This is a genomic window from Paenibacillus sedimenti, from assembly GCF_014534655.1.
In the GTDB taxonomy this organism is placed as follows: Bacteria; Bacillota; Bacilli; order Paenibacillales; family NBRC-103111; genus Paenibacillus_E; species Paenibacillus_E sedimenti.
Genome location: NZ_JACVVD010000007.1, coordinates 264,099 through 289,163, shown reverse-complemented (window position 1 = coordinate 289,163; position 25,065 = coordinate 264,099). Strand labels below are relative to the sequence as shown.

23 protein-coding genes and 1 pseudogene are annotated in these 25,065 nt (G+C 50.2%); 19 read left to right on the top strand and 5 right to left on the bottom strand.

The annotated features are described in order from the left end of the window. Window position 1 precedes the first annotated feature (1 nt). Together ICC18_RS20565 and ICC18_RS20560 are read left to right on the top strand one after the other, a co-directional pair. Complete coding sequence (locus tag ICC18_RS20565; RefSeq protein ID WP_188176312.1) at window positions 2–1,492, top strand: response regulator transcription factor; 1,491 nt, start codon at window positions 2–4, stop codon at window positions 1,490–1,492. A gap of 299 nt (window positions 1,493–1,791) precedes the next feature. Further along, window positions 1,792–3,987, top strand: coding sequence for an alpha-galactosidase (locus ICC18_RS20560; protein WP_188176311.1), 2,196 nt, complete (start codon window positions 1,792–1,794; stop codon window positions 3,985–3,987). Window positions 3,988–4,469: 482 nt separating this feature from the next. On the opposite strand, the gene ICC18_RS20555 is transcribed toward ICC18_RS20560, so the two are convergent. Then, the gene (locus ICC18_RS20555; RefSeq protein ID WP_223192718.1) at window positions 4,470–4,802 is read right to left on the bottom strand and encodes an SDR family oxidoreductase; all 333 of its coding nucleotides are present in this window, start codon (window positions 4,800–4,802) and stop codon (window positions 4,470–4,472) included. A 61-nt stretch (window positions 4,803–4,863) separates the two neighbouring features. Beyond that, window positions 4,864–5,445 carry a TetR/AcrR family transcriptional regulator gene (locus ICC18_RS20550; RefSeq protein WP_223192717.1) on the bottom strand — a complete coding sequence of 194 codons (582 nt, stop codon included), beginning with the start codon at window positions 5,443–5,445 and terminating at the stop codon, window positions 4,864–4,866. A gap of 108 nt (window positions 5,446–5,553) precedes the next feature. Here ICC18_RS20550 and ICC18_RS20545 point away from each other — a divergent pair, with 108 nt between their 5' ends. From ICC18_RS20545 to ICC18_RS20515, 8 genes and pseudogenes are all read left to right on the top strand, one after another. Continuing rightward, window positions 5,554–6,327, top strand: a complete 774-nt coding sequence (locus tag ICC18_RS20545) for a hypothetical protein (RefSeq protein WP_223192716.1) — start codon at window positions 5,554–5,556, stop codon at window positions 6,325–6,327. Window positions 6,328–6,338: 11 nt separating this feature from the next. Continuing rightward, entirely contained in the window at window positions 6,339–6,791 is a 453-nt protein-coding gene (locus tag ICC18_RS20540; protein ID WP_188176308.1) for a hypothetical protein, read from the top strand. A gap of 173 nt (window positions 6,792–6,964) precedes the next feature. Further along, window positions 6,965–7,168 (top strand): annotated as a pseudogene (locus ICC18_RS33860) (YiaA/YiaB family inner membrane protein); the annotation flags it as partial. Continuing rightward, window positions 7,160–7,411 carry a YiaA/YiaB family inner membrane protein gene (locus tag ICC18_RS33855; protein WP_223192732.1) on the top strand — a complete coding sequence of 84 codons (252 nt, stop codon included), beginning with the start codon at window positions 7,160–7,162 and terminating at the stop codon, window positions 7,409–7,411. The pseudogene ICC18_RS33860 and the gene ICC18_RS33855, both read left to right, overlap by 9 nt. Before the next feature lie 246 nt (window positions 7,412–7,657). After that, the gene (locus ICC18_RS20530; RefSeq protein WP_188176306.1) at window positions 7,658–8,173 is read left to right on the top strand and encodes a DUF6886 family protein; all 516 of its coding nucleotides are present in this window, start codon (window positions 7,658–7,660) and stop codon (window positions 8,171–8,173) included. 154 nt (window positions 8,174–8,327) lie between these two features. Next, window positions 8,328–9,017, top strand: coding sequence for a class I SAM-dependent methyltransferase (locus tag ICC18_RS20525; RefSeq protein ID WP_188176305.1), 690 nt, complete (start codon window positions 8,328–8,330; stop codon window positions 9,015–9,017). A gap of 196 nt (window positions 9,018–9,213) precedes the next feature. Continuing rightward, entirely contained in the window at window positions 9,214–9,639 is a 426-nt protein-coding gene (locus ICC18_RS20520) for an HIT family protein (RefSeq protein WP_188176304.1), read from the top strand. Window positions 9,640–9,779: 140 nt separating this feature from the next. Next, window positions 9,780–10,361 (top strand): hypothetical protein, encoded by a 582-nt coding sequence (locus ICC18_RS20515; protein WP_188176303.1) that lies wholly within the window; start codon window positions 9,780–9,782, stop codon window positions 10,359–10,361. 458 nt (window positions 10,362–10,819) lie between these two features. On the opposite strand, the gene ICC18_RS20510 is transcribed toward ICC18_RS20515, so the two are convergent. After that, window positions 10,820–14,044 carry an ATP-binding protein gene (locus tag ICC18_RS20510; protein WP_188176302.1) on the bottom strand — a complete coding sequence of 1,075 codons (3,225 nt, stop codon included), beginning with the start codon at window positions 14,042–14,044 and terminating at the stop codon, window positions 10,820–10,822. A 13-nt stretch (window positions 14,045–14,057) separates the two neighbouring features. Then, window positions 14,058–14,720: a response regulator gene (locus tag ICC18_RS20505; protein ID WP_312029572.1), complete on the bottom strand. Its 663-nt coding sequence runs from the start codon at window positions 14,718–14,720 to the stop codon at window positions 14,058–14,060. Window positions 14,721–14,945: 225 nt separating this feature from the next. Here ICC18_RS20505 and ICC18_RS20500 point away from each other — a divergent pair, with 225 nt between their 5' ends. The 8 genes from ICC18_RS20500 (at window position 14,946) to ICC18_RS20465 (ending at window position 23,390) form a co-directional block, all read left to right on the top strand. Beyond that, on the top strand, window positions 14,946–18,578 hold the full coding sequence (locus ICC18_RS20500; RefSeq protein WP_188176301.1) for a glycoside hydrolase family 44 protein: 3,633 nt from the start codon (window positions 14,946–14,948) through the stop codon (window positions 18,576–18,578). A 275-nt stretch (window positions 18,579–18,853) separates the two neighbouring features. After that, window positions 18,854–19,573, top strand: coding sequence for a stalk domain-containing protein (locus ICC18_RS20495; RefSeq protein ID WP_188176300.1), 720 nt, complete (start codon window positions 18,854–18,856; stop codon window positions 19,571–19,573). A gap of 120 nt (window positions 19,574–19,693) precedes the next feature. After that, window positions 19,694–20,170, top strand: a complete 477-nt coding sequence (locus tag ICC18_RS20490; RefSeq protein WP_188176299.1) for a CBO0543 family protein — start codon at window positions 19,694–19,696, stop codon at window positions 20,168–20,170. Window positions 20,171–20,180: 10 nt separating this feature from the next. Further along, window positions 20,181–20,660, top strand: a complete 480-nt coding sequence (locus tag ICC18_RS20485) for a CBO0543 family protein (protein ID WP_188176298.1) — start codon at window positions 20,181–20,183, stop codon at window positions 20,658–20,660. A 55-nt stretch (window positions 20,661–20,715) separates the two neighbouring features. Next, window positions 20,716–21,360, top strand: a complete 645-nt coding sequence (locus ICC18_RS20480; RefSeq protein ID WP_188176297.1) for a hypothetical protein — start codon at window positions 20,716–20,718, stop codon at window positions 21,358–21,360. Window positions 21,361–21,512: 152 nt separating this feature from the next. Beyond that, complete coding sequence (locus ICC18_RS20475) at window positions 21,513–22,121, top strand: S-layer homology domain-containing protein (RefSeq protein WP_188176296.1); 609 nt, start codon at window positions 21,513–21,515, stop codon at window positions 22,119–22,121. Window positions 22,122–22,221: 100 nt separating this feature from the next. Beyond that, the gene (locus tag ICC18_RS20470) at window positions 22,222–22,779 is read left to right on the top strand and encodes an RNA polymerase sigma factor (RefSeq protein ID WP_312029571.1); all 558 of its coding nucleotides are present in this window, start codon (window positions 22,222–22,224) and stop codon (window positions 22,777–22,779) included. Next, a complete protein-coding gene (locus ICC18_RS20465; RefSeq protein WP_188176295.1) occupies window positions 22,776–23,390 on the top strand; it encodes a DUF4871 domain-containing protein in 615 nt (204 codons plus the stop codon). The genes ICC18_RS20470 and ICC18_RS20465 overlap by 4 nt, the downstream gene beginning before the upstream one ends. A gap of 63 nt (window positions 23,391–23,453) precedes the next feature. Here the strand turns inward: ICC18_RS20465 and xylA are convergent, their stop codons facing one another. Further along, window positions 23,454–24,773 (bottom strand): xylose isomerase, encoded by a 1,320-nt coding sequence (gene xylA / locus ICC18_RS20460; protein ID WP_188176294.1) that lies wholly within the window; start codon window positions 24,771–24,773, stop codon window positions 23,454–23,456. A 113-nt stretch (window positions 24,774–24,886) separates the two neighbouring features. Here xylA and ICC18_RS34375 point away from each other — a divergent pair, with 113 nt between their 5' ends. Further along, the gene (locus ICC18_RS34375; RefSeq protein ID WP_262495885.1) at window positions 24,887–25,015 is read left to right on the top strand and encodes a hypothetical protein; all 129 of its coding nucleotides are present in this window, start codon (window positions 24,887–24,889) and stop codon (window positions 25,013–25,015) included. Window positions 25,016–25,065 lie beyond the last annotated feature (50 nt).

The following is a 25,065-nucleotide window of genomic DNA, read 5'->3' as shown; positions in this document are numbered from 1 at the left end:
GATGAAGATCGTGGTGGCGGATGATGAGCAGTGGGTTAGGCTGGGGCTAATCAGCATGATCCAGGAGATGGAGACGGCTTGGGAGGTGGCCGGGGAGGCCAAGGACGGGGAGGAGCTGGTGGAGCTTACGTCAGCCATCCAGCCGGAGGCGGCCATCGTCGATATCCGGATGCCCGGATTGAACGGTATCGAGGCCATCCGCAAGGCGCGCCTTTTGTCACCTCTGACCCGATGGATCATCCTGACCGGATACTCCGACTTCGAATATGCCCGGCAAGCGCTGCAGATGGGGGTCTCCGATTATCTTCTGAAGCCGGTGAATCCGGAAGAACTGGAGAAGGTTGTCACACATATCAGCCAAGGCAACCGGCTCGTGATCCAGCAGTTGAACCAGCAATTCGAGAACCAGCTGTTCTCCCTGCTGCACGGTATGGTATCTCTGGAATCGGCCAACGGGCTGTTGAGGAACGGGGTCTTCACAGGGGGGATGGTGCTGATCGACACTTCGGGATCCCCGGCCGACTATGCCGAGCTGCAGACCCGGTGGCTTCAGGGGGGAAGGCAAGTGGTTCAGCAGAACATCGTTTACGGCGTTCATCTCGCCCTGCTTCCGTTGCCCGGGGGAGAACTGGTATGGGTTGGCGTACGGGATCCGCACAATTCCGAATCGGAGCGCTGTCTCCAGAGGCTCGAAGCGGAGATTCTGTCATCCGTTAAGCAACTGCGGTCGGAGGTAACAGCCCTGACGGTGGCGGAGACGGGAGAGGCGGCAGGTTTCTCGGAATTTCAGCAGCGGCTGAAGCGGCTTCAGGAACGGGCATACCTGCGGGTAGCGGCGGACGGCTTGGACCGGAGGTGGACGCTGCAGGAGCTGGAAGATCTGGAACGTTCGGATGGCTCTCTGGTCCTGAAGGCGGCAAAGCTGGCTCTGCAGCTGCAGCAGGAGTTCAAGAATGGATTATATATGAAATACCAGACCACCCTGCAGGAGCTGGAGCGCTTTCTGACGCGAGCGGCTGCAGATGAACGGAGGGGAATCGAGGTCTATCTCCGCAAGGTCTTTCCTGACATCACCCGCTCAGACGCCAGTGGACGCTCCACTGGACTTACGGAAAGGCTCCGTTTGTTGGGGGAGGATCTATTGGCAGTAGGACAGGTGGCAGAACCTCCCGATGTGGTTAAGCAGGTCTTGGCGTATATTGAACGCAATTACATGAATAACATCGGGATCAGCCAGATCGCAGGGGAGCTCAACATGACCCAGAGCTACCTGAGCACCCTCTTTCATAAGAGGACTGGAACTACCTTCATCAAACACTTGACCCAGGTCCGAATACTGAAGGCGAAGGAACTCCTGACGAAGACGAATTTACAGGTCGGTCAAGTAGCTGAGGAGGTTGGCTACTACAGTACCCGACACTTTACCAAGCTGTTCACGGAGATCGTCGGGATATACCCGTCCGATTTCAAGAAGAGCCAATCCTCCCGCTAACGGACAGCAGACAGGGCTACCCTTAGTGGTGGCTTTTTTGAGCGGTGGGAAGAAACGTACAAATGAGCTCGTCGATCCAAAGAACGGGCCCTATGGAAGCGGTTCCGGCTTTGGTAGGATGAGATTACGTCCGTCCGGCTTATTGCTCTTGCGTCATAAAGAAGATCGGCATGACGTACGAGGGACATCTCCGCTAGCATATGTTTCATAAAGGAAAGTGGCATGACCCATCAGTATACGATACTGGAGCGGGAATTCACGAAGTAAGCGTTTCGTTACACAGGAGGATGAGAAGAAAAATGGCAATCCATTATGACGAACAGAGCCGAATCTTTCATTTAACGACATCAACTACCAGCTATGTGCTACAAATCGTGCGGGACGGGTACTTGGCGCATCGATATTGGGGCAAGAGAGTCAGCAGGTTCCGCGATTCGAGGCCGATTGTATTTAAGGGCCGCCCGCTGTCGCCTAATCCGGACGGGGACTGGAATTTTTCATTGGATATGCTGCCCCAGGAGTACCCTGGCTTCGGAACGGGCGATTTCCGTACGCCGGCTTTTCAAATCATGCAGGCGGATGGCTCGACGACCTGTGATCTGCGGTTTCATTCTTATCGGATCTTTCAAGGAAAGCCGAAGCTGGAAGGGCTGCCTGCGACTTATACGGAAAGCGATGAGGAAGCCGAAACGCTGGAAATCGAGCTGAAGGATACTCTGCTGGATTTAAGCGTGATTTTGTCTTACTCAGTATTCAACCGGTTCGATGCAATGACGCGCTCCGTACGATTCTTCAATAAAGATCGGCAGCAGGTGAAGCTGTTGCGTGCTGCTAGCATGAGCCTGGATTTCGACGACGCGGAGTATGAGATGCTCCACCTCTCGGGAGCTTGGGCGAACGAGCGAAATATGTACCGGAGGCCGCTATTCCCGGGGAACCAGTCTGTCGAAAGCAAACGGGGAGCCAGCAGTCCGCAGCATAACCCGTTTCTAGCACTATTGCGGAATGGCTGCGACGAACAGCAGGGAGAGGTTTACGGCTTCAACCTCGTCTACAGCGGGAATTTCCTGGCGAACATGGAGGTCGATCAATACGATACGACTCGCGTTACCATGGGGATAAACCCGTTTGATTTTTCCTGGCTGCTGGAGCCGGGCGAAGCTTTCCAGACGCCAGAGACAGTGATGGTATACTCGGACCAGGGGCTGGGAGGAATGTCCCGGATTTATCACAGCCTCTATCGCTCCCGCTTGTGCAGGGGGGAGTACCGGGACAAGGTGAGGCCCATTCTCGTCAACAACTGGGAAGGCACGTACTTTGATTTCACCGCAGAGAAGATCGAACAGATCGCAGCCAAAGGGAGCGAGCTGGGCATCGAGCTTCTCGTGCTGGACGACGGGTGGTTCGGCAGGCGGAACGACGACCGGAGCTCGCTAGGTGATTGGTTCGTCAATCGCGAGAAATTGCCGGACGGGCTCGACAATCTAGCGGAGCGGATCAACAAGCTTGGCTTGCAATTCGGATTGTGGTTCGAGCCGGAGATGGTATCCGAGGACAGTGAGCTCTATCGGCGTCATCCGGATTGGTGTATTCATGTAGAGGGGCGCCGCCGTACGCTCAGCCGGAGCCAGCTGATTCTCGATTTCTCGCGGCAGGAGGTGTGCGATGCGATCGTGGAGCAGCTGTCGGAGATTCTCGGAAACACGCCGATTGCTTACGTGAAGTGGGACATGAATCGGCACATGACCGAGATCGGCTCCGCTGCGCTTCCTCCGGAGCGCCAGCGCGAGACGGCTCACCGATATATGTTGGGGGTCTATCAGGTGATGGAGCGGCTGACGACGGCGTTTCCACATGTGCTGTTCGAGAGCTGTTCCAGCGGCGGCGGTCGGTTCGACCCCGGTATCCTGTACTATATGCCTCAGACCTGGGCCAGCGATAATACGGATGCGATCAGCAGGCTGAAAATCCAATACGGAACCAGCATCGTCTACCCGGTCAGCACGATTGGCGCGCACGTATCGGATGTTCCTAACCACCTGCTTGGACGTGTGACATCGCTAGAGACGCGAGGGAACGTGGCAGCCTTCGGTGCGTTTGGCTATGAGTTGGATTTAACCACGTTCACCGAACAGGAGAATGAGACCGCCGCAAAGCAAGTCGAATGGTTCAAGGAAGTTCGCCAATTGGTTCAGTTCGGGGATCTCTATCGTCTGCTAAGTCCGTTCGAGGGCAACGATGCCGCATGGATGATCGTCTCGGAGAACCGCTTGGAAGCCATCGTCTTCTACTTCAAGGTGCTGGCTCAGCCCAACTCGGGCTTCCGTTCAGTTCGTCTGCAGGGCCTGGATGCGGATTGGGAGTATGAGCTGGTCGAGGGCGGAGAAGTGTTCGGCGGAGACGAATTGATGGCGGTCGGTCTCCGGGTGCCTGCGAAGCTGATGCATGGAGATTTTACGAGCCATGTGTGGCGGTTACGGAGATCGGCTCGGTGAGATGGATCTGTCCCTGGCAAGGAAGGCGAGAATACGTTAGATACTGATTTGCTTATAGGAAAACCCGGCCGAAATGAGGTCGGGTTTTCCCAGTTCTTCGAATCAGAGCATTAGGGGCTGAAATGCTAGCCTCTCACTGCTTATTGCTCTTTTTATAAGTATGGCTGCATCCACTTTTTCTTTAATCGCTTGAATTGCATCGTCCAACGAACTTGCCGCTGAGATATAGATCGCCTTCTTGCAAAATAATCGTGCTGTACTCCGCTGCTGCGGGCCCTAATTTGTTATCAAAGAATGCTTTCGAAAGCTCCTCTACGGTTACGCTACCCTTGGAAAGCTCTGCGATCAGCGGCAGAATGGCGGAGTTAAGCCGGTTTTCCGGGTTAAAGTCATTGGATGTGGTGGAAAGTCCTTGATGGCCAGGTAATTAGCGTTTTTCATGTGAAATGGCTAGGCTTGCCTGTAAAATTTTGCAGCGAAGCCTAGCCAACAAGCCTAAAGTCCCAGCTGCCGCAGGAACTCAGCTGTCTTCTCCGGGTGCGAAATCGGGAAGTTGTGAGCAGCCGGAATCTCCATCGTGCGGACGGAGCGCAGGACTCGCTTAATCCGAGATGGGGTACGCTCAAGTCTCCAATAACCGGCGTCATTCGTCCCATTTGCTCGCTGTCCAAACCGATCTGCTTACACACTAGCTCCCACTTTGTCCTGGACCGCACGAGAGCAGTAATTGTGTGAATCTCCTGCGCATCCGCAAGCTCCTTTAATGCATACATACCGATGAATCCCGTACTTCCCGTCATGAAAATATGTGCCATCAACATCGCCTACTCTCAACTTATTTTTAGTACTCAATAGTACTAATTCGGGGCAAAAAAATTACTTTAGCAATAACGCTAAAGTAGGAAGAGTTTGGTCCAACGTAACCGAGTCTTCACTCGCATGCTGCAGGAATAATCCGCCTTCGATCGCCGCGACGATGAATTGTGCTGTGGGTCTGGACTGTAAATCAGCCTTGAACTCTTGCTTTTGAATCCCTTCAAGAACTAATTGTTCCACTGTGTCGATTTGATTGCGAAAAAATTGGCCGATCTTTTCGCGAATCATGTGGGCTTCAGGGGGCATTTGTGCATACAGGGTAATAAATGGACACCCGCCTAAGCATTCCAACTGTTGACGTGTCAGAAGCTGTAGGATATCTTTGAAACGCTCTTCTACGGTTAAACTTGATCGCTTGGCGATATCGCAGATCATCTCTGTATAGGTTTGTATGAGCTGACCCATGATAGCAGACAACAGGTCTTCCTTGCTTTTGAAATAATAATAAATATTTGTTTTTGACACTTTGCTCGCCGTTACGATTTCATCCATGCTGGTTGCGAGATAACCTTTCGACAGGAACAGAGAGGTCGCGACTTGGAGGACAAGGTCACGGTTACTGGGTTTATTTTTTTTCATCATATTAGCACTCTACAGTACTAAAAAATGTTTGTCAAACCGTACATGCATATCCTGCATTGGAAAGAAGATAATAGGAAGACTGGAAACTTATTCATAAGGATGCTGCACATGGCTCATAAACCGCGTCGTCGAATCGCTTTTGTCAGCTTGATAGGTATTACTCAGCTGCATCTGAGCAATCCGCTCATTATCGCTTGGTGGTCCGCCGCTTTCCCTGGGTTTGGTCATCTGCTGCTATCCAAGTATATCAGGGGCTTTATGCTCATTGGTTGGGAGATGTTGATTAACACGCAGACGCACCTGAACGAGGCGATGGTATATACCTTTCTCGGTCAGTTCGAACACGCGAGTGAAGTGCTTAATATTCGGTGGATGTCCATGTATGCACCTGTTTATTTGTTCGCCATCTACGATAGCTATCGCACATCTGTGGATATAAATCATCAATTCGTCTTAGCCAAAAGGGAGAATGCCCCGATTGATATTTTTACAATGAGCGGTATTGAATTCAACTACCTGGATAAGCGCTCACCTTGGTTAGTTGTCGCTTGGTCCCTGCTGATGCCGGGGATTGGGCAGCTTTATACGCATCGCATCATTAATGCCTTTTTTGGTCTTGGCAGTTGGATCGTGCTCTCTTATTTCTCGCATTTACTTGAAGGGATTCAATACATGCTCATGGGGGATTGGACACGAACTGCAACCGTTGTGGAAATGAAATGGCTGCTATTTTTACCATCGCTCTATGGATTTGCCGTTTATGACGCTTATGTGAGTACGGTCGAATATAACAAACTGTTTGATCACGACCAGATTCGATGGCTGCAGACGGACCACCAACCTTCCAATTATCCATTTCCTAAATCTCCGCTTCTAAAATGAGGGTGACAAGTATGCATGTAGTCTCATCTTTTGACCATTCCATTTATTTGGAGCTGGCGATTACTGCGCTTGAAGAAGCGGGTATTCCCAAAGCGCATATTTATGCCATTCCTTTGCGTCGCAGATCCGAAAAGCCGAAAATATTCGATACCATCCATCGTTCAGACGGTGTAAGCCTATTCGATGCGGGCGTGGCTTTGGGAACAGCACTGGCGGTGGTAGGCTCCTCTTATGGTTTTAAGTTGAAAGGCGGGCCAATCCTATGGGGGATTATCGGTGCGATTGTCGGGTTTATTCTAGGTTTTATCATTGATGTTATTCGCAAAAAGAAGCGACCAAGCCCGACCTCAAGCACTCAAAATACGGAAGTCGTTGTGCTGGTTACCTGTACCAAAGAGGAAGCGGGTCGGGTGGAGGCGATTTTCTGGGATCATTTGGCATTTGGAGTGGCGGTGTGCGAGTGAGGGGGAGAGTTTCAAAAGACCGTTTCGAATCATCGCTCGATCGGTCTTTTCGTCATTTGAGATCGGTACTATTGGTAAATAGTACTATCCGGAATGAGACTTATCTCCTATCATAAGGAACAAGAGCAAGATATTCGCGCGTTGCTGCAAGCAACCACAGGAGGTCATCTGACATGTTCACGAATCGGAAACGAAATACAACAGCTTTCACTTTTATGGCATGGGCTTCTTTTATTGGCGCTTTTCTGGCGATGTTTATTGGGATATATACCTTGGAGGAGGCGCTGAGTGTAAAAGGGTATTATGCGGTGTGCGCGCTATTCTTGACGATGTCCGCTTTCGTCCTGCAAAAAGTAGTTCGCGATAACATGGAAGACGGTTATGGTTCCCGCAAACGCAATACTACGGCCTTCACCTTCTTGGCATGGAGTTCGTTCGCGTTGGCCCTGCTCGGGATGTTCATCGGCATCATCAACTTGCAGCAACCGCTTTCTGTCAAAGGTTACTACGCCGTAACCGCATTGTTCTTGACAATGTCCTCATTCGTTCTACAGAAAACAATTCGCGATAATCATGAAGATGATGCCCTTCAAGCGGTTGATGCCGCAGAGGAATTGTAAATAGATGAGCGTCTACGACCGGTTGGCTGATAGGCGCTCTTTTTGGTATACAACGAAACGGATATAAACTAGAATGAAATTGGGCAATATTTCCTGATTTGGGGATGGTACTTCACGGGGGAGGGCTTTCATTTGAAATAGGTCTGCATGGAACATTTAGTGAATGATGAAGAGTTGGAAGCGTGCTACGTATGGGTAGAAAGCATATTGAATTCGTTTTAATTCAAACGGATCAGGGGGGATTTGATGAGATTGTATCATTTTAGCGAGGAGCCGGATATTGAACTATTCGTACCGAGAGTGAAAGCAAACCGAACAGACATGCCTCCCGTTGTATGGGCCATTGATCAAAAGCATGAGTTTACCTTTTACTTCCCAAGAGATTGCCCTAGAATTGTCTATACCAGATCTGAGGGGATAAGCGCAGAGGACGAGGTCAAGTTTTTTGGACTCAGTAAGTCGGACACCATCATTACCGTCGAAACCGGCTGGTATAAGATCATTAACGAAACAACCCTGTATCGGTATATGCTGCCGGGAGACGATTTTCAACTGTTTGACGAGACAGCAGGTTACTACATTGCAGAACAGACGATTGAACCTCTGTCCGTAGATCCGATTCATAACCTCATTGAAAAATTAATCGCCATGAATATAGAGATTAGATTCACACCGAACTTATACCCGTTAAGAGACGCCATTTTGAATTCGACATTAAAGAATTTTGGGATACATAGGTTTCAAAATGCGCGGAAGGTGTAGGGCGGAGAGGATCGAGAAATAAGAACGCTTGTACGATGAAGGATAAACGTTTAAAATCACTTGACCTTAACCTTGCGTTAAGGTTTATTTTTCGTTCTAGGAAGGTTAATTCCATGAATCATTAAAGTGCTTAACAAGGAGGCGAAGGTACATCATGTCAAGAGATGAAAAGATTTATCAAGATCGAGCTGAAATGTATGACAGATTAATAAGCAAACAGCCAAGTTTGGAAAAAGTAATTAACGGAATCAGATCATTTTGTAAGTTGGATGTAGTTGATTTGGGGGCCGGTACCGGAAGACTGACTTCTTTCCTTGCTGTAGAAGCCAAGTCTGTCATTAGTCTGGATAGCTCAAAAGTAATGCTTGATTTGCTGGAAGCGAGACTTATTGAGAATAAGCATCAGAACTGTAAGACTATTGTTGCTGATCATCGGGATCTGCCATTAGACGATGCTAGTGCCGATCTAGTTGTTGCCGGATGGAGTTTGTGTTATCTGGCCAGCTCGAATGTGCCAAAATGGCGACATCATTTGAAGCGAATGATGGCGGAGATTCAGCGCGTATTAAGAAAAGACGGCACAGTAATCATTATCGAAACGTTGGGCACAGGCGTCCATGAACCCATGCGATACGATTTTCTAGAACCTTATTTCGATAAACTGGAAAATGAATATGGGTACAAACATATCTGGATTCAAGCCGACTATGTATTTGGAGATTTAGATGAGGCGAAAGAATTAACGAGGTACTTTTTTGGAGATGTATTAGCGAATAAAGTTATTGAGAATAAATGGAGCGTATTACCGGAATTCGCGGGCGTTTGGTATAAACATTTGGGATGAAATTTTAACCTTGACCGGGTTCGGTAGGAGACACATTTTAGCTAAATAGCGCGTCGTCGTTCCCATGCGATCTTTTCGATTGAGATCCATAAGAAACCCGGCATTTTGACAAGGAGGTCATCTGTTAAATGCGTTGAATTTAGTTTACTAAGAAAATTGTGGAAAAAATAAGCGGTTGGACGTGGGGGCGAGTGTTGTGAATGATTGCGAGTACTGTAATCTTAAATTCGAGGAGCAAAGGATCGTACTGGAGAATGAGTACTGTCTATATTTGCAATTATTGAAGCCCGAAATTGAAGGCTCCGGAATCATTATTCCAAAAGCGCATAGAGAAACGGTGTTCGATTTGACGGAGGAAGAATGGAGACATACCTATTTGTTGCTTCATGAAACGAAAAAAGTCATAGACAAAGAGTTCGGACCAGACGGTTATAATGTGGGTTGGAACAGCGGGACCGTTGCAGGACAGCATATTTTTCACGCACACTTACACGTGATACCCAGATTTGCAGACGAGCCGTTTGCGGGCAAGGGGATTAGAAACTGGTTTAAGAGTAAGGAGAATCGGCGTCCAAACTACGATTTTGAAAACTCGAATATTGACAGTAAATCATCACCTTAAAGAATTAATGTGGGTTTCGTCATGGGGAATGTAACAAAAAGAATCTTGCTTACGTCTGTTTATGTGATAGCGCATGAGGGTTCATTACAAAGAGTCGGGGAGTCGAATTCGGATCGATCCTATGTGAGGATGATGAAAATGTGAAAAAACACTTAATCATGTACACGCTTGTGACTGCGTTGATTGTTATCCAAATGCTGCTTATTCTTCCCGAGAACAAAGCTTTTGCATGCAGTTGTGCGGGTGGCAGCGTTGCAGAGAGATTAAGCGGCTCGAACGCCGTTTTTTCAGGAAAGGTCATCGATGTTGGGAAGAGCGTGAAAGGTGATATAGGCCGGCTTAGGGAGTATACGTTTCAAGTGCATAAATCGTGGAAAGGCGCCACGGTCGATACAATAACCATCTATAGTTATGACGGAAGCGAGGCTTCATGCGGTTTTGCTTTTGATATGAATGGGACCTATTTGGTTTATGCTTATATGGGTCAAAACGGATGGTTACAGACGAATTTCTGCAACGGAAATTTGAAAGATGCCGAAGCGCAAGCGGACTATGCTTCGCTGGGTACGCCCCCGCACGTAATCGACGAAGCTGTTAATATTCGCCATGCTGAGATGGCTAAAAGCGAATGGTTGCCTAGTGCGGTATGGTATATTATGGGCGGTATCGTTTTGTTAGGTGCTGTTTTGTTGCTGATCGCTGTTAAAAGAAAGAGAGTGTAGTGATTAAAAGTCGGAGCAGCCGCTGGCAATCTCCGACTTTTTAATTTATAAATTTTCGGGGTTGTCGAAAGTGCATGTTATGTGATGATCGGCATGTAGTGGAAGCAAGAATACCTCAGAAGTTGCGCTTGAAAAAGACAACAAAGCCCACTGTTCGTTAACAACGCCACTCTGAACGCTAAATCGAGCGGGTAACGCGTAAATGAAGGCATAACGACCAAATGACGCAAATTTACGAACAATGTTCGAGAAATTGAGAACATTGTTCGCTGGAGCCCTGATCTGACCCGTTTAGCCATCAATTAGCGTTCAAAAGTTCTCGAAATAAAGACCCTGTTCGTTATGTTGTGTGAACAGGATTGGCGGTGGGAACTCCATCTTATTTCCATCCCTAGCTCAGACATAAGGGTTTAGACACGGGTTTGGCCATTATCTCACTGGTAAATACCGTTAAACGCTCACGCCACGGGCAGCTCGATGCGGAGCAGGCAACCACGCTCCTCATGCTCCTCATGCTCCTCACGCTCATCCGAACTTGTCAGCTGGAGCTTTCCGTCCAATTGCGATACGCGCTCGTACATCGTTTGCAAGCCGAAACCATGCGCCGATTGCTGATAGCTGAGCCCGTCGTTCCATAGCGCGAACGTTATGATGCCGCCCTCATGCGCCAAACGAAAACGGAAGCGGGTACAGCGGCCATGCCTGATGCCGTTGGTCAGCCCCTCTTTGAGCGCATGGTAGAGCGCTTTTTTGTGCATGGACGTAAGCTGCGGCAGCTTGCCGAACGAATAATCGATTTCAAGCCCGGCAGCTTCTTTGGTCTGCTCCAGGAGCATGGTCATCGCAGGCTCCAGCTTGAAGTCGGCGGCTTGCCGCTTCATCATGCGGACGGATTCGCGAATGTCGTCCAGTCCTTTGCGCACCAACTGCTGGGACAGTGCCAGTTTCTCAAGGCCTCTAGAGTCTCCGCGGTCTAACAGCATTTTGGCAGCCTCCATTTGGACGATGGAGGTCGTTAGCGTATGCCCCACGTGATCGTGAATCTCTTGGGAGATCCTGTTCCGCTCTTCCATCACCGACAGCTCGCTGAGCGTCTCCGCGGTTTCACGGATCGATTCTCGAAGTCGCTGCGTCGTTTGCTCCAGATCGGCGGTTCGCGCCTCCACCATCTGCTCCAGCTCCAGGGTGAAGCGGCTTAGTTTGAGCTGAATCCCGACGCGGGCAAGCAGCTCGTGCTTGGCGAAGGGCTTCACGATATAATCGTTCGCCCCTGCGTCAAAGCCCGTCAGCATGTCGGAGAGCCTGCCCTTGGCCGTGAGCAGGATGACAGGCAGCGAGCTTTCGTCATGACGCTCCCGAATGGTCCGGCAAACATCGTACCCGTTCATATCGGGCAGCAAGATGTCAAGCAGGACAAGATCCGGAGGCTGCTGTTCCAACAAGGCTAAAGCTTCCCTGCCGTTTGTGGCCTTGATGAGGCGAAGCGGGTAGCCGGCCAAGTAATTCTTAACAACCTGCAAGTTGATCGGTTCATCATCGACGAGCAGCACAGTGGCCGCAGAGATTTCGGATCGCCAAACAGGGGCAGGGCTATCTGTGCCGGAATAAGCAGGCTCATTTTCGAAGCCGGCTTCAACACCAGAAGCTGCATAATTCATGGTAGTCATAAGACCATATGCCTGCATGCTCTGAACAACTTGGACGTCTTGAACCGAACTCACATCCGCTATGGGCAATGTAAAGGAGGCTGTCGTACCATGCCCTAGAGCCGATTCCATGCTCAACTTCCCGCCATGCAGCTCGACCAGCCTCTGGGAGATGGTCAGTCCCAGTCCGGTTCCTCCCCGATGACTCCCGCCCTCAGCCTGCTCAAAAGGCTCCCGAATGTCCCAGAGCTTCGCTTCCGGAATGCCGATACCGGTATCGTGCACGCTTAAGTCCACCATGCGGTGCACCAAACGGGCTGTAATGCGCACTTCCCCACTGTCCGTAAACTTCACTGCATTTCCGATCAAATTGTATAAAATTTGCTGCAACCGATTGGCGTCAGCCATCACGAACGGAAGATCGGGCTGCACATCATTCTTTAGCCGTACTTGCTTAGCCGCAGCAATCGGTTCGAATGCGGCAAGAACCAGAGCGACAGAATCCCGCAAAGGGAGAGCTGCAAGTTCCAACGCAATATCTTGATGATTCAGCTTGGACAGATCGAGCAGATCATTGATCAGCCGGGACAGCCGTTTTCCGCTGGATACGACGAGCTCGAGATTATCTCTCACTTTACGCTGGAGGGGGCCGCCAACACCATCCAACAAGGATTCGGTGAGACCGATAATGCCTTGCAGCGGCGTCCGAAGCTCATGAGATGTATTGGCCAAGAAATCGTCCTTTAACCGGTCCAATTCCTGTAATCGGCGGTTATTCTCCTGCAAATCCGCGGAAATCGCCTGGTTTTGCACGAAAACGCTGCGCAATCTGGTAATCAAGACCATTCCCAGAGAGAGGACGAACATGAATACGCCCATAATGCTGCTTACGTCTACCCAGTAAAAGTAGAAATAAGGTGCATATTGGCGGGTTAGCGGGCCCAGCCCGGGAAAGAAAAAGTAAGCATAGTGAATGGTGAAGCCAATCACGATTGCACCAATGCCCGTAGCTAACCAAGCCGCTTCGCCGTCTTTTCGTTTGCGGTAACGGACAATCATCGGTAAAGCAAGAATGGGAACTACCAGTACAATGATGATGAGATACAGATAAATGAATGCGGAAAACCAAGTTGGATTCCCGTACGCCGTTATCGCACAAATGGCGGTAAAGACAAGCATGAAATAACGGCTGATGCGAAACCGCCGGTGCAAATCCGGCTCGGTCAGCCGCTCAAAAATACCGACAACCGCAACCGTACCGACCGGGATGCAAACGCCGTAATAGTAGGTGATGTGCGACCAGTCCCCGTAGAATTGCAATGTATACGTAAGCGCTACGCATGGGAACCCGGCTGCTACAGTCAGCAGCGAGAAATAGAAATAAAGCGGGTCCCGATTGTGCAGAAAATAAGCCCCAATGGATATGACGCTCATAAAGAAAAAGCATGCTGCCAATATCCATTTTAACGAATCGTTGCGAACGAATTGAATGAGCGTGTCTGCCGCTTCCGCAATTGTTATCATGCCGACCATCATTCCGGAGTCGGAATCTTCGGGCATAATGCGCAGCTGCAGCATTTGGCCTCCCGCATCCCGTGGGATCGGTACCATGTGCCAGTCAACGATCGACGTTTTCAGCGGCCGCTGCTCGTCTGTGTGAAACGAAGCGATTTTACGGTTATCCACAAAGACTTCGAAAGCCTTCATATGCATGACAAATAATTCCGGATCCCGAAGCGCTGCGACATCATCCGGAATGCGGGTGCGCATCCAGAACTCACCCTTGTGGCTTCTGCCGGGCTCCGATTGCTGCAGCGCCTTGAACGGCTGCCAATTCGCATCCGAGGCTTGTAGCCGGTCATTCTGCACAGGCAGCATGCCTTGAACAGCTTCCCATTTTAACCCCCGCAGCAGAGGCACACTTAAGCGGTCAAAGCCGCCATTGATAAAGTACGTATAGCCAAGCATACATCCGAACGCAATCAACAGAAACATAGTTAATCCTGTAAACCGGGACGCGGGACGTTTGGTAGTCATGGAGCGGGTCTCGTCAGCCATTATTCAGCTCTCTGAGCGTCATGATGGCAACGGTGCGGTCATTCGTCCCGATTTTGGCGTAGATGCCGCTGACGTAGTTCTTGATCGTGCCTTCGCTCATGAACAAGGCGGCGGCGATTTCACGGTTTGTTTTCCCTTCCAGCATTAAGCTTGTCACCTCAAGCTCCTTCTCGGACCATTTGATGCCTTCCGCTTTCGCCCGGGCGGAGCTTTTCATGACTTGCACGGTGGTGGAAGCAGAGGAGAGTCGAGCCGCAAGCTTGGCTGCGATGACCGAAGGGAGCAGGAAGTGGCCGCTCACGGCGTCGCGAATCGATTGCGCGAGCTTTTCGCCGGGGATATCTTTCAAGAGGAAGCCTGTGGCCCCTCCAGCCAGAGCATCGATAATATAGTCATCATCAGCAAATGTAGTCAAAATAAGCACAATCGTCCCGGGGTATTCAGCCCGGATACGCTTCGTGCATTCTATGCCATTCATGCCGGGCATCTGAATGTCCATTAAGACAACCTGAGGAGACAAGGTCTCGACCAGAAGCAGCGCCTCTGATCCGTCTTTGGCCATGCCCACAACGTGCATATCTTCTTGCAGGCTCAGAATCGTTTGCAGCCCATCCCGCATTAAGGTTTGGTCATCCGCTATAAGTACAGATATCACGCTATTCTTCTCCCAACATCATTGGTTATTGACTTCAGTATAACGCCCCCCGATGTCTTCCTACAATGAAAAGCTGCTTAAAATGACGGAATTATGACCGGTCACGAGGAGGATTGTGACGAGGTCACTGCCGATTTAGGGCGAAGGTCCATTTCCGAAGAGCAATCAACTCTGGATAATAAAGGAATGCAAGAGGCTTTATACGCACAAGGAGGGATACACAAGTTGAAACACCAATCATACCGGGCTCGCCGCAGGCTCCGACATATCGTTGCATCCGGGCTTGCCTACGCGCTGCTTTTCAGCGGAATACTGCCAGGGGCGCAGCCGGTTCAAGTGGCCGAAGCTGCTGCAGCCAGCACCAAACTGGTTGTCTATGACGATGGGCTCCGAAACAGCTTCGCTGATTATAGCTGGGCTGCACATAAGCTCACACAAACATCCGTTATCCACGCAGGAACCACGGCCATTCAAATGATGCCTGATGGAGACGGGGCTTTGTATTTATACAAAGATCGGATAATTAGCTTGAAGGATTACCCTCTGCTCGAATTCTGGGTACACGGGGGAACGGCAGGCGGACAGAATTTGGATTTGGGCATTCAATCGGGCGGTCAGCGAGTGGCCACCGTTGCGTTGAATACGCTTTTACCGGAAGGAAAGCTGACGGCAGGGAAATGGCAAAAAGTGCAAGTCGATTTAACGACACTCGCGATCCCCAATCAGATTTATGATGGCATTATGCTGCAAGGGACGACAACAGGCAGCCAGCCTGTGCTATATATTGATGATATTTCGCTCGTTCAGGATATCCGGCTCGATTCCATTAACCTGACACCGAACACTGTCTCATTAAAAAAGGGAGATCAGCAGTCCGTGACTGCGACCGCTGCATATACGGATGGTTCCTCCGTGGCCGTATCCGATAGTGCTGTATGGCAATCGGAGCATCCGGAAACAGCTACGGTTGAACGTGGACAGTTAACTGCTGTGCAAGCCGGAACGACTGTCGTCACGGCGACGTACGGTGGCAAGTCGGCGAGCATGACCGTCACGGTGACCGAACCGGCGCCGAGTCCGGGACCAACGCCGACACCGCCGCCTGCGCAGGACGGACCTGGCTTATCGGTTTATAACGATCAGCTTCACGAGTCATTTCAGGACTACAGCTGGGCACAGCATGATTTGAATGATACCGCTAACGTCCACACCGGAACGAAAGCGATAAGCTTCGATCCAAGCAATGACGGCGGATTGTATCTGTACAAAGGCGATGGTCCGGTGACGGTAAAAGACTACGAAAAGCTTGAGTTCTGGGTACATGGCGGAGCTGAAGGCGGACAGCAGGTCGATCTGAAATTTAACGCCGGGGGCGAGACCGTCGCCAAAGTCGATATTGGCGGTCTGCTGGACGGCGGACGCATACCGGCCGGCCAGTGGGCGAAGGCATCCATTACTTTAGCTGATATTGGGCTGAAAGAGAATTTGTTCGATGCGCTTCTTTTTCACGGCGCTGTAAGCAGCGCGCAGCCTTCTCTCTACATCGACGACATTCGGCTCTTGCCGAAATATGTAGCACCTCCTCAATTAGTCGAAACTGTGCTGTCGCAGTATCAGCTGGTATTAAAACCAGGTGATACCTCCAAGCTGCAGCTTACGGCGAACTACAATAACGGCACGTCCAAGGACGCGTCTGCAGCGGCCGCCTGGACGTCGAGCGATCCGAGCGTACTCGCTGTACAAGGCGGCACCCTTAGCGCGTTGAAGCAGGGCGTTGCCAAAGTAACGGCAAGTCTTGACGGTGTATCATCCTCCGCTTATGTGGCGGTGACAGACGTTACACCGATTCCGATGTATACGGATGCGCTTACGGACGGTTACTCAGATTGGAGCTGGGGAACTCGGGATTTCGCGAACGCGACGCAAGCATATGCCGGTACGAGATCGGTTTCTTTTGCGGCAAGGGGCTATGAAGGCATCTGGGTCCACAAAAACGAAGAACCGTTCGAAACGGCGCAAACATACGGTCTGCGCTTCCACGTTTACGGCGGGGGCAGCGGAGGGCAGAAGCTGAAAGTGTTGCTGATGGACGGACGCAACTTCGCCGCTGACTATGAGATGGATAATGTGCTGCCGCAAGGTGGACTTCCAGCCGGCCAATGGGTCGAGGCAACTGTAAAGCTGGCAGACCTCGGCATGACGACGCCAAGCTTCGACGGCATCGTCATTCAGGCTTGGGGCGAACATGACCAAGGTACGGTTTATTTTGATAACATTGAAATATTGAAGAACGCCAATGTTATAAACCTGCCTAACCCGGATCTGCCCAAAGTTTCCGTCACGATCGACCAGCAGGCGGATCGACGCGCGGTAAGCCCGGACATCTTTGGCGTTAATTTCGAAGATACTCCGACGGAGAACGGATCGCAGCTGAAGTTCCCGTTCAAGCGTTGGGGCGGCAACCAGATGACACGTTATAACTGGGAGCTCGATACGACCAACCGGGGCGGCGACTGGTATTTCTTGAATGTTCCTTACGAAACGAATGCATCAGGCAAAACCCTTTCCGACCAATTTATCGAGCAATCCATTGCGGATAAGACGAAGGTGCTGCTACAAGTGCCGACGATCGGGTGGACGCCGAAGAGCAGGGACATCTCATGGAGCTTCTCCATCCAAAAGTATGGCCAGCAAGCCGGCAATGAGTGCGACTATCATGAAGCCTGGTGCCGCAAAGATGCCGGTAATGGTCTGAAACCGGACCGTACGCATGTGACAGGCAACGATCCGACCGATACTTCTAAGCAGGTAGGTCCTGAGTTCATCGGCCGCTGGATCGATAAGCTCAAGCAGAAATATGGGAACAACGTTCGTAACTATGCGTTAGATAACGAACCTGCGCTATGGGGCTATTCCCATTGGGACGTCCATCCGCAGATGACCAACTATGATGAGATCTGGAACTACACGGTGAACTACGGTTCCATGATTAAGGCAAAAGATCCGGGAGCGAATGTATACGGTCCGGTCGCATGGGGCTGGTGCGAATACTTCTATTCCGCCAAGGATGGATGCTATTCCGGCGGGGAAGATATGAAATCTCATGGCGATAAGCCGTTCCTGGAATGGTATTTGAGCCAAGTCAGCGAGTATCAGAAACAGAAGAACGTTCGTCTCGTTGATTATCTCGACATTCACTATTATCCGGCCGAAGCGGATGTCGCTTTCTCCAGCGATGAATCGCCGGCCATGACCAAAAGGCGATTCAACTCGCTCAAATCGCTCTATGATCCGGCTTTCCAAGATGCGTCATCCTGGATCCAAGAGCCAGTGAACCTCATTCCGCGGATGCGTGATATCATCCAGCGCAACGCTCCGGATACGAAGCTGGCCATTACCGAGTACAACTTCGGTGACGGTACCGGCATTGGCAGCGGTCTGGCGCAAGCCGAAGCGCTCGCGATTTTTGCCCGCGAAGGCGTCGATGTCGCTACACGTTGGGGAGCACTGCTCGCGAATACACCGCTTGAAGATGCCTTCAAGCTGTATATCAACTACGACGGCCAAGGCTCTAAAGTGGAAGGGGATGCCGTGAAAACGGTCAGCTCCAATATCGACGCTGTAGGCGCCTATACGATTGTATCGCCGCAAGGCAAAAAGTTTGTACTGCTGTTCAACAAAGATACAGCACCGCGTACAGCCGAAGTGAAGGCCGATACGAGCCTTGATGGCACAGCTTCCATCTACCGCTTCGACGCGAAACAAAGATTGCAAGCGTCAGGTAACGCGCAAGTTGACGACGGCATGCTTTCCATTCAATTGCCCGCCCGCTCGGCGAGTCTGGTTGTGATTCCATGACCTTGAAACGAGTTCGCGATTGAATCGATTCGCCTGAACATACTCCCCCGCTGGGCATCCATTTTATTGGTTGTCTGGCCTTTTATAAGCTTTATTCCCTTCCTGTCGAATTGGGCCACCGTTCTGTGGGGATTATCTCATATCGGCATGGCCTACCCTCTCCTCAAATACGAACCTTAGCGTTCGGGCGCTCTGATCGATGCGATCAGGGCGTTTTTCCCAAAATTCTTACAATTTCGAGTCGACTGAAACAAACTAAAAGGAGAATGATTAGAATGAGAAAGCCATTAACTAAAAAAGGGATCGTCATTCCCATCCTTTCCGTCATGTTGTTCCTGAGCCTTTCCATGCATGTAGTCGGAGCAGGCTCACTAACCGAAGTTAAGGTGTTTTTGAACTCGGGGATCAAGGTGATGCTGAATGGCAAAGCCTTCGAACCGGTAGATCCTGACGATGGAACAAAGCTCATGCCGATTACCTACAGAGGGTCGACCTACTTACCGATGAGGGCTGTTGCCGAAGCGGCTGGGCTTAAAGTAACCTGGGATCCCAACACCGAAACGGCATATCTCGGCGAAGTGGGAGGGGATATTGCCAAAGGCAGCATCAACTACATCAAAGCATCTCCTGAATTTGTTTATAATGGCGAAAAACTCTATAGGTTGGCAAGCCGGACGCCCGAGGAACTTAAAACGGCTGACGGCACGTTATTGAATTTTGGTTATGTCACAGGAGGCAGCCGATCCGTCAACATGGAAGTGACAACCAACTTCGAGTACAGTAAATTTAAGGCTAAAATTTGGGCGGCCGATACGCTGACGAATGATGATTTGATCGTAACCGTTGTTGACGAAAATAATGTCATGGTGAAAGAGCTCAAAGTGAAATCGGGGAAAATAACGGATCTGGAGCTGGATATCAAAGATACCAAGTCCATCCGGATCTATGTGCAAGGAGACAAGAGTATTGTGGGCGAGCCCATGCTAGGCAAATGAAGTTGAGAAAAGCTCGGATCCATTGGATCCGAGCTTACTTCATCTCAGAGAGAATAATCTGAACAAAATCGGGAATATTGGGAGGTATTATGCTGTCCAAAGGGGGAGGATGATGGACCGATGACGATCGAAAGGGCTATTTTGATTCTGATTTGGCTGGTTGCCGTGATCTTGATTCCGGTTGCTATTCCCAAGGATAGAACGCGGGAAGCGATTGTCGTATTTTTCGCGAACCAAATGATCACCTGGATTCTGAGCGTGCTTTTTGTTGAAATGGGTTGGTTTGAAAACCCTGTTCGGGAGTTTCCGAAAGCAGCGGGGACTAATTTTACGGATAATTATTTGCTTTATCCGCTGACTTCCACACTTTTCTATCTATATTATCCCAGGGAGAAATCGCTGCTCATTAGAGTCTTATATCAGGCTAGCTATATTGTAGTAGCCTGTATCTACATGCAAACCATTGAGACTTATACGGATTTACTCGAATTCGTGCATTTTAACATTTTTTATAATGGGATTGTGCTTTTCCTGTGTGTAAATGCCGTAAGATTCTATGGACATTGGTTCTTCAAAAAGCACCAAAAGGAAGGATAGAATTGCCGATATGGTATTCACGCTGGAGCGAATCATATTAATAACCGTATGGGCGGTATGTATCGCCGGCTTGCTCTTGGTGCCCAAGCATCTCAGACGGGAAGCTCAAATCGTGTTTTTATTTCAACAGTTTATTACCTGGATTCTGGGCCTGATTGTCGTTCAGAATGGCTGGCTGGAGTATCCGGTAAGAGAATTGAGCTTGAATCTGACAAGCTTAACCTATGAATTTTTGGCTTATCCGCTCGTTGCCGTTTATATGAATTTATATTACCCAATAAGAAAAAGCATGTGGATTCAATTGTTATATGTGGCGGCTTACCCGGCAGGCCTCACAATCATCGAGCATTATATCGAAATACATACCCGGCTGATTGACTACGTTTCTTGGAAGTGGTACTGGACCTTCTTAAGCACATGGGCGACTCTGTATCTTTCTCGAGGGTTCTATGTGTGGTTCTATCGTAAACCTGAAGGGTATAAGAAATAAAGACTTGTCAGTTCACTCTGCCCTCTAGTAATCTATGAATAAAAGGGGGATTGGAATGATAAGGAAATTGAGAAAGCAATTCACTTTATTGTTGATTTTGGGTTGTTTGGCATTCGCCGCTCAAGTGAAAGCGGAGAAATCTGTAATGAATCCTGGCAGCATCAAGTATGAAATGAAAGCGATAGAGGTTCAATATGCCGCTGAGTTCACGGCTAATCCTGTGACTTCGAATAAGAAGCCGACTGTCGCTGCTTCGGTTTACGAAGCGGTATATAACAGCGATCCCAAGCCAATCCAGGTGATGTATGGTGTCGTGAAGCTCACGAATGAAAATGGGTCCCAGTTTACGGAAGAATTCATCCGGGTTTCGGACGGCGTGCATTCGGCGCGCGGATTATCCAATGGCGGAGGGCCAATTTATAATGCCAACAATCAAGTGAGAGGGCAAGATACCGAGTTCGTGACCGGCAAAAAGCTCGAGGGCAGCAGCGTCGTCAAAGATTATTCCGAAGGCTGGAAAACGATCCGATTGACGCGTAATTGGGATGATTACGGCAATCCTGGAAGCTTCACCATTCGGTTTAACTGGGATCTAAAAGGTCCGAGCGACCCGTTTTTCCAAAAACTGACGGAAACGACTTACCAGATTGATCTCTCAACACTGCGGCATAACGGCGGCAATCAGGCGGTGAAGCGATGAAGACTACGGATTTGATGGTTAAAAGAAGTTGCCTGCGTGTAACGAAGCAGGCTGTGATCGGACTTATGTGCACATTGCTGCTGATTGCTTCATTAACAGGAGGAGCAACCGCTGCAGACACTGGAGTTAAGCATACTGCGGAGGCGGATGCTTTGAACAAGCTGCAGCTGTTCCAGGGCACAGACCGCGGCTACGAGCTGGATCAGACGTTCACTCGGGCGCAGGGCGCCACGATGCTCCTTCGTCTGTTCGGTTGGGAGGCCGCCGCGGCTAACGCGCAAGGGCTGACGTCGCCGTTCACAGACGTGCCGGCGGAGCATTGGGCGGCGAAGTCCGTCGCATTCGCCCACGGGAAATCGTTGGTGCATGGTGTCACCAACGAGAGCTTTGCGCCGGACGCCAGCATGACCGGCGCGCAATTCATCGCGCTGACGTTGCGTGCGCTCGGCTACGCGGAGGCGGAGCCGCAGCAGGCGAGCGAGCTCGCTGCGTCAAGCGGGCTGCTTGGCGCCGGCGATGCGAAGCAGTTCGCGCAAGCAGCGGTGTTCCGCCGCGACGACATGGTCGCGGTCGCGTACAGCGCCATCCAGACCAAGCTGAAGGGCAGCGGCAAAACGCTGCTGCAGAAACTGGTCGAGGATGACAAGACCGTAAGTGCGGAGGCCGCCGCCGCAAGTGGTCTGTATAAGAAAAGCGCAGCAACCTCGAACGATCCGATGGATCAGATCGAAAAGGCGATAGAGGATGCGCTGCGAAAATAGCATGAAACCGAGGCTTCCCGCCACTAAGGCAGGGGGCCTTTTTTTAAGTTCCGGGAACTTTTTTCAGATTCAGTTGTCTTATTGTTGAGAGGTGATCATTGTGGAGCGTCATTATTTGCATAATCTGGTTCCTGGCTTCGAGCGGGAAGAGGTCTTGCGTGATCTAATGGAGACCTTTGGAGAAGATGTTTGGAATTTTGCTTTTTTCATCACTAAAAAATCTGACGCAGCCGATGACATCTCACAGGAGGTCTTTCTTACAGCGTTTGAACAGCTGTACGCCTTCCGTGGAGAATGCAGCGTGAAAAGTTGGCTGCTCACCATCACTCGCAACAAATCCTTTAATTTTTTGAAAAAAGCTTTTTTTCGCAAGGTGATTCTGATGGATACCATACGGCCCCAGGGCGACGCTTCACCGTCCGCAGAGAAAGTTATGTTCGATCGTATGGAAACGGCTCAATTGTGGAGCAACGTGATGAAACTGCCGCGCAAATTCCGGGAAATCCTTATTTTAAATTATCACTATGAACTCACCATGAAGGAAATGACAGAGCTGCTCCAACTTTCAGAAGGGACCGTCAAGTCCCGCCTGCACAGAGCAAAAGCACATATGTCGAAAATGGTATCCACGGATAATGAGGGAGGGTGGAGAAAATGAATTCTCATGAGGAGATATGGACGGAACAATTGAAGGCGTCGCCATTTGCCGGCAAGCATTTTACAAATGAATTGAGATATAACGTGATGCAAAGGACGAAGGTGAAAAAGCGGCGCATACCGGTTGTTGCTTTATCGGTGGTCGGTTTGATGGCGATCGTTTTTCTGATCGGTTACGCTTGGCTGAATCAAGGTCTTCCTTTTCAGAGTGCGCAACGTTCCGCGACTAGTGCAGAAAATGAATGGCGTCCCAGCGGTTATTTCAACGCGGGTGGGAAGTCGTTGATGGGGAAGGAAGGAAAGATCGGTTTTTTAAAAATGAATGGCTCCACTGCAGAACCATTCATTTCGAGGAATGAAGGCATCGTCATGCAAATTTATTTTTGGGGGAAACCGGAGCAATTCAATGGAAAATACAAATTAATGGCCACCAATAAAGATACGAATGAGGTCATTCCTTTATACGAATGGCCGATTAATGTCGTGACAGACGAAATCGGCGCCGATGCCCGAAGCGGGGCAAAATTCGGAATAAGCAAATCCGGCTTGTGGCGCTTTGATATTTATGTCAATGATGTTTATTTTGATAATGTCATTGTTGAAGTGAAATGAGGGAAAGGGGCTGTCTCTCCGGTGGTTAAACCACGGAGAAACAGCCCCTAACTATTTAAAATCTTAAACGTTGATGATGTATTGATTCAAAGTCGCCTTGATCAGCTCGAGACGGCCGGATTGGTTCACGATATTGTTGCTGTTTTGCAGCGCGTAGGCTTCAAGCGTCTTGAAGTTCGCTTTGCCGGATACGATGTCCGCGCCGATGCCGGATTTGAAAGAAGCGTAGCGCGTATCAAGGATGTTGTCGAAGACGCGGTCTTCAATCAGCTTCGCCGCCACTTGCAAGCCGCGGGCAAAGGAATCCATGCCTGCGATGTGGGCATAAACCACATCGACCGGCTCGAAGGACGTACGGCGAACCTTAGCGTCGAAGTTTACGCCGCCGCGGCCGATGCCGCCTTCGTTAAGCAGGATCTCGTACATAGCGAGCGTCGTCGCGTACAAGTCTGTCGGGAACTCGTCGGTATCCCAGCCGAGCAGCATATCGCCCTGGTTCGCATCGATCGAACCGAGTACGCCGTTGATGCGCGCTACGCGAAGCTCATGCTCGAACGTATGACCTGCGAGCGTCGCATGGTTCGCTTCAAGATTCAATTTGAAGTACGGAAGCAGGTCGTATTTTTGCAAGAAAGACAGCGTTGTTGCCGCGTCGAAGTCGTATTGGTGCTTGGACGGCTCTTTCGGCTTAGGCTCGATCAGGAATTGCGCGTCGAAGCCGATTTCTTTGGCATAATCGACAGCCATGTGCAGGAAGCGGGCAAGGTTATCCAGCTCCAGGCCGAGGTCAGTGTTGAGAAGTGTTTCGTAGCCTTCGCGGCCGCCCCAGAACACGTAGTTTTCGGAGCCGAGTTCTTTGCCGTGCTCAAGCGCTTTTTTCACTTGTGCGGCAGCGTACGCGAACACGTCTGCATTGTTCGTAGTAGCTGCGCCATGAACGAAGCGCGGGTTCGTGAACATGTTGGCTGTATTCCAGAGCAGTTTTTTACCGCTGGATTTCATGTTGTCTTTGATCAGCGCGACGATCTCGTCGAGGTTGCGGTTCGTTTCTTGCAGCGTGCTGCCTTCAGGCGCGATGTCGCGGTCATGGAAGGCGAAATAATCGACATCCAGGATGTTCAGAAGCTCGAAGCAAGCTTCGACGCGCGCTTTGGCCAGATCCATGCCGTCGTATTTATCCCAAGTGCGAAGCATCGTTCCGCTGCCGAACGGGTCGGAGCCGTTAGCGGAGAAGGAATGCCAGTAAGCGATTGCAAAGCGCAGATGTTCACGCATCGTTTTGCCGAGAATGACTTGATCGGGATTGTAGAATTTAAAAGAAAGCGGGTTGTTGGATTGCTTGCCCTCGTACTTGATCGTTTGAATGTTATCAAAGTAGCTCATGAATTCAGCCTCCACAAATAAGATTGATAAGTGCTCATGAAGTCATCATAGCATCATTCGCAAAGTTTGTAAATTCATTAAACAAACTTAGTTCGTGCATGGACAGCCCATTCATGGTAAAATCATTTCAACCTACGAGAACGGCGGTTTTCACAGTCCTTAAAGCAGGAGCGGAGCGTACGAGGCGGGTAAGGGCCGATACGGCCGTTACAGATGGGATGGCGGTGAAGTGGCCGCCGTAGCGCCCTTTTTGGCGCTTACGGTGTATAGATTAGAAGTAGTATGGGGGCCA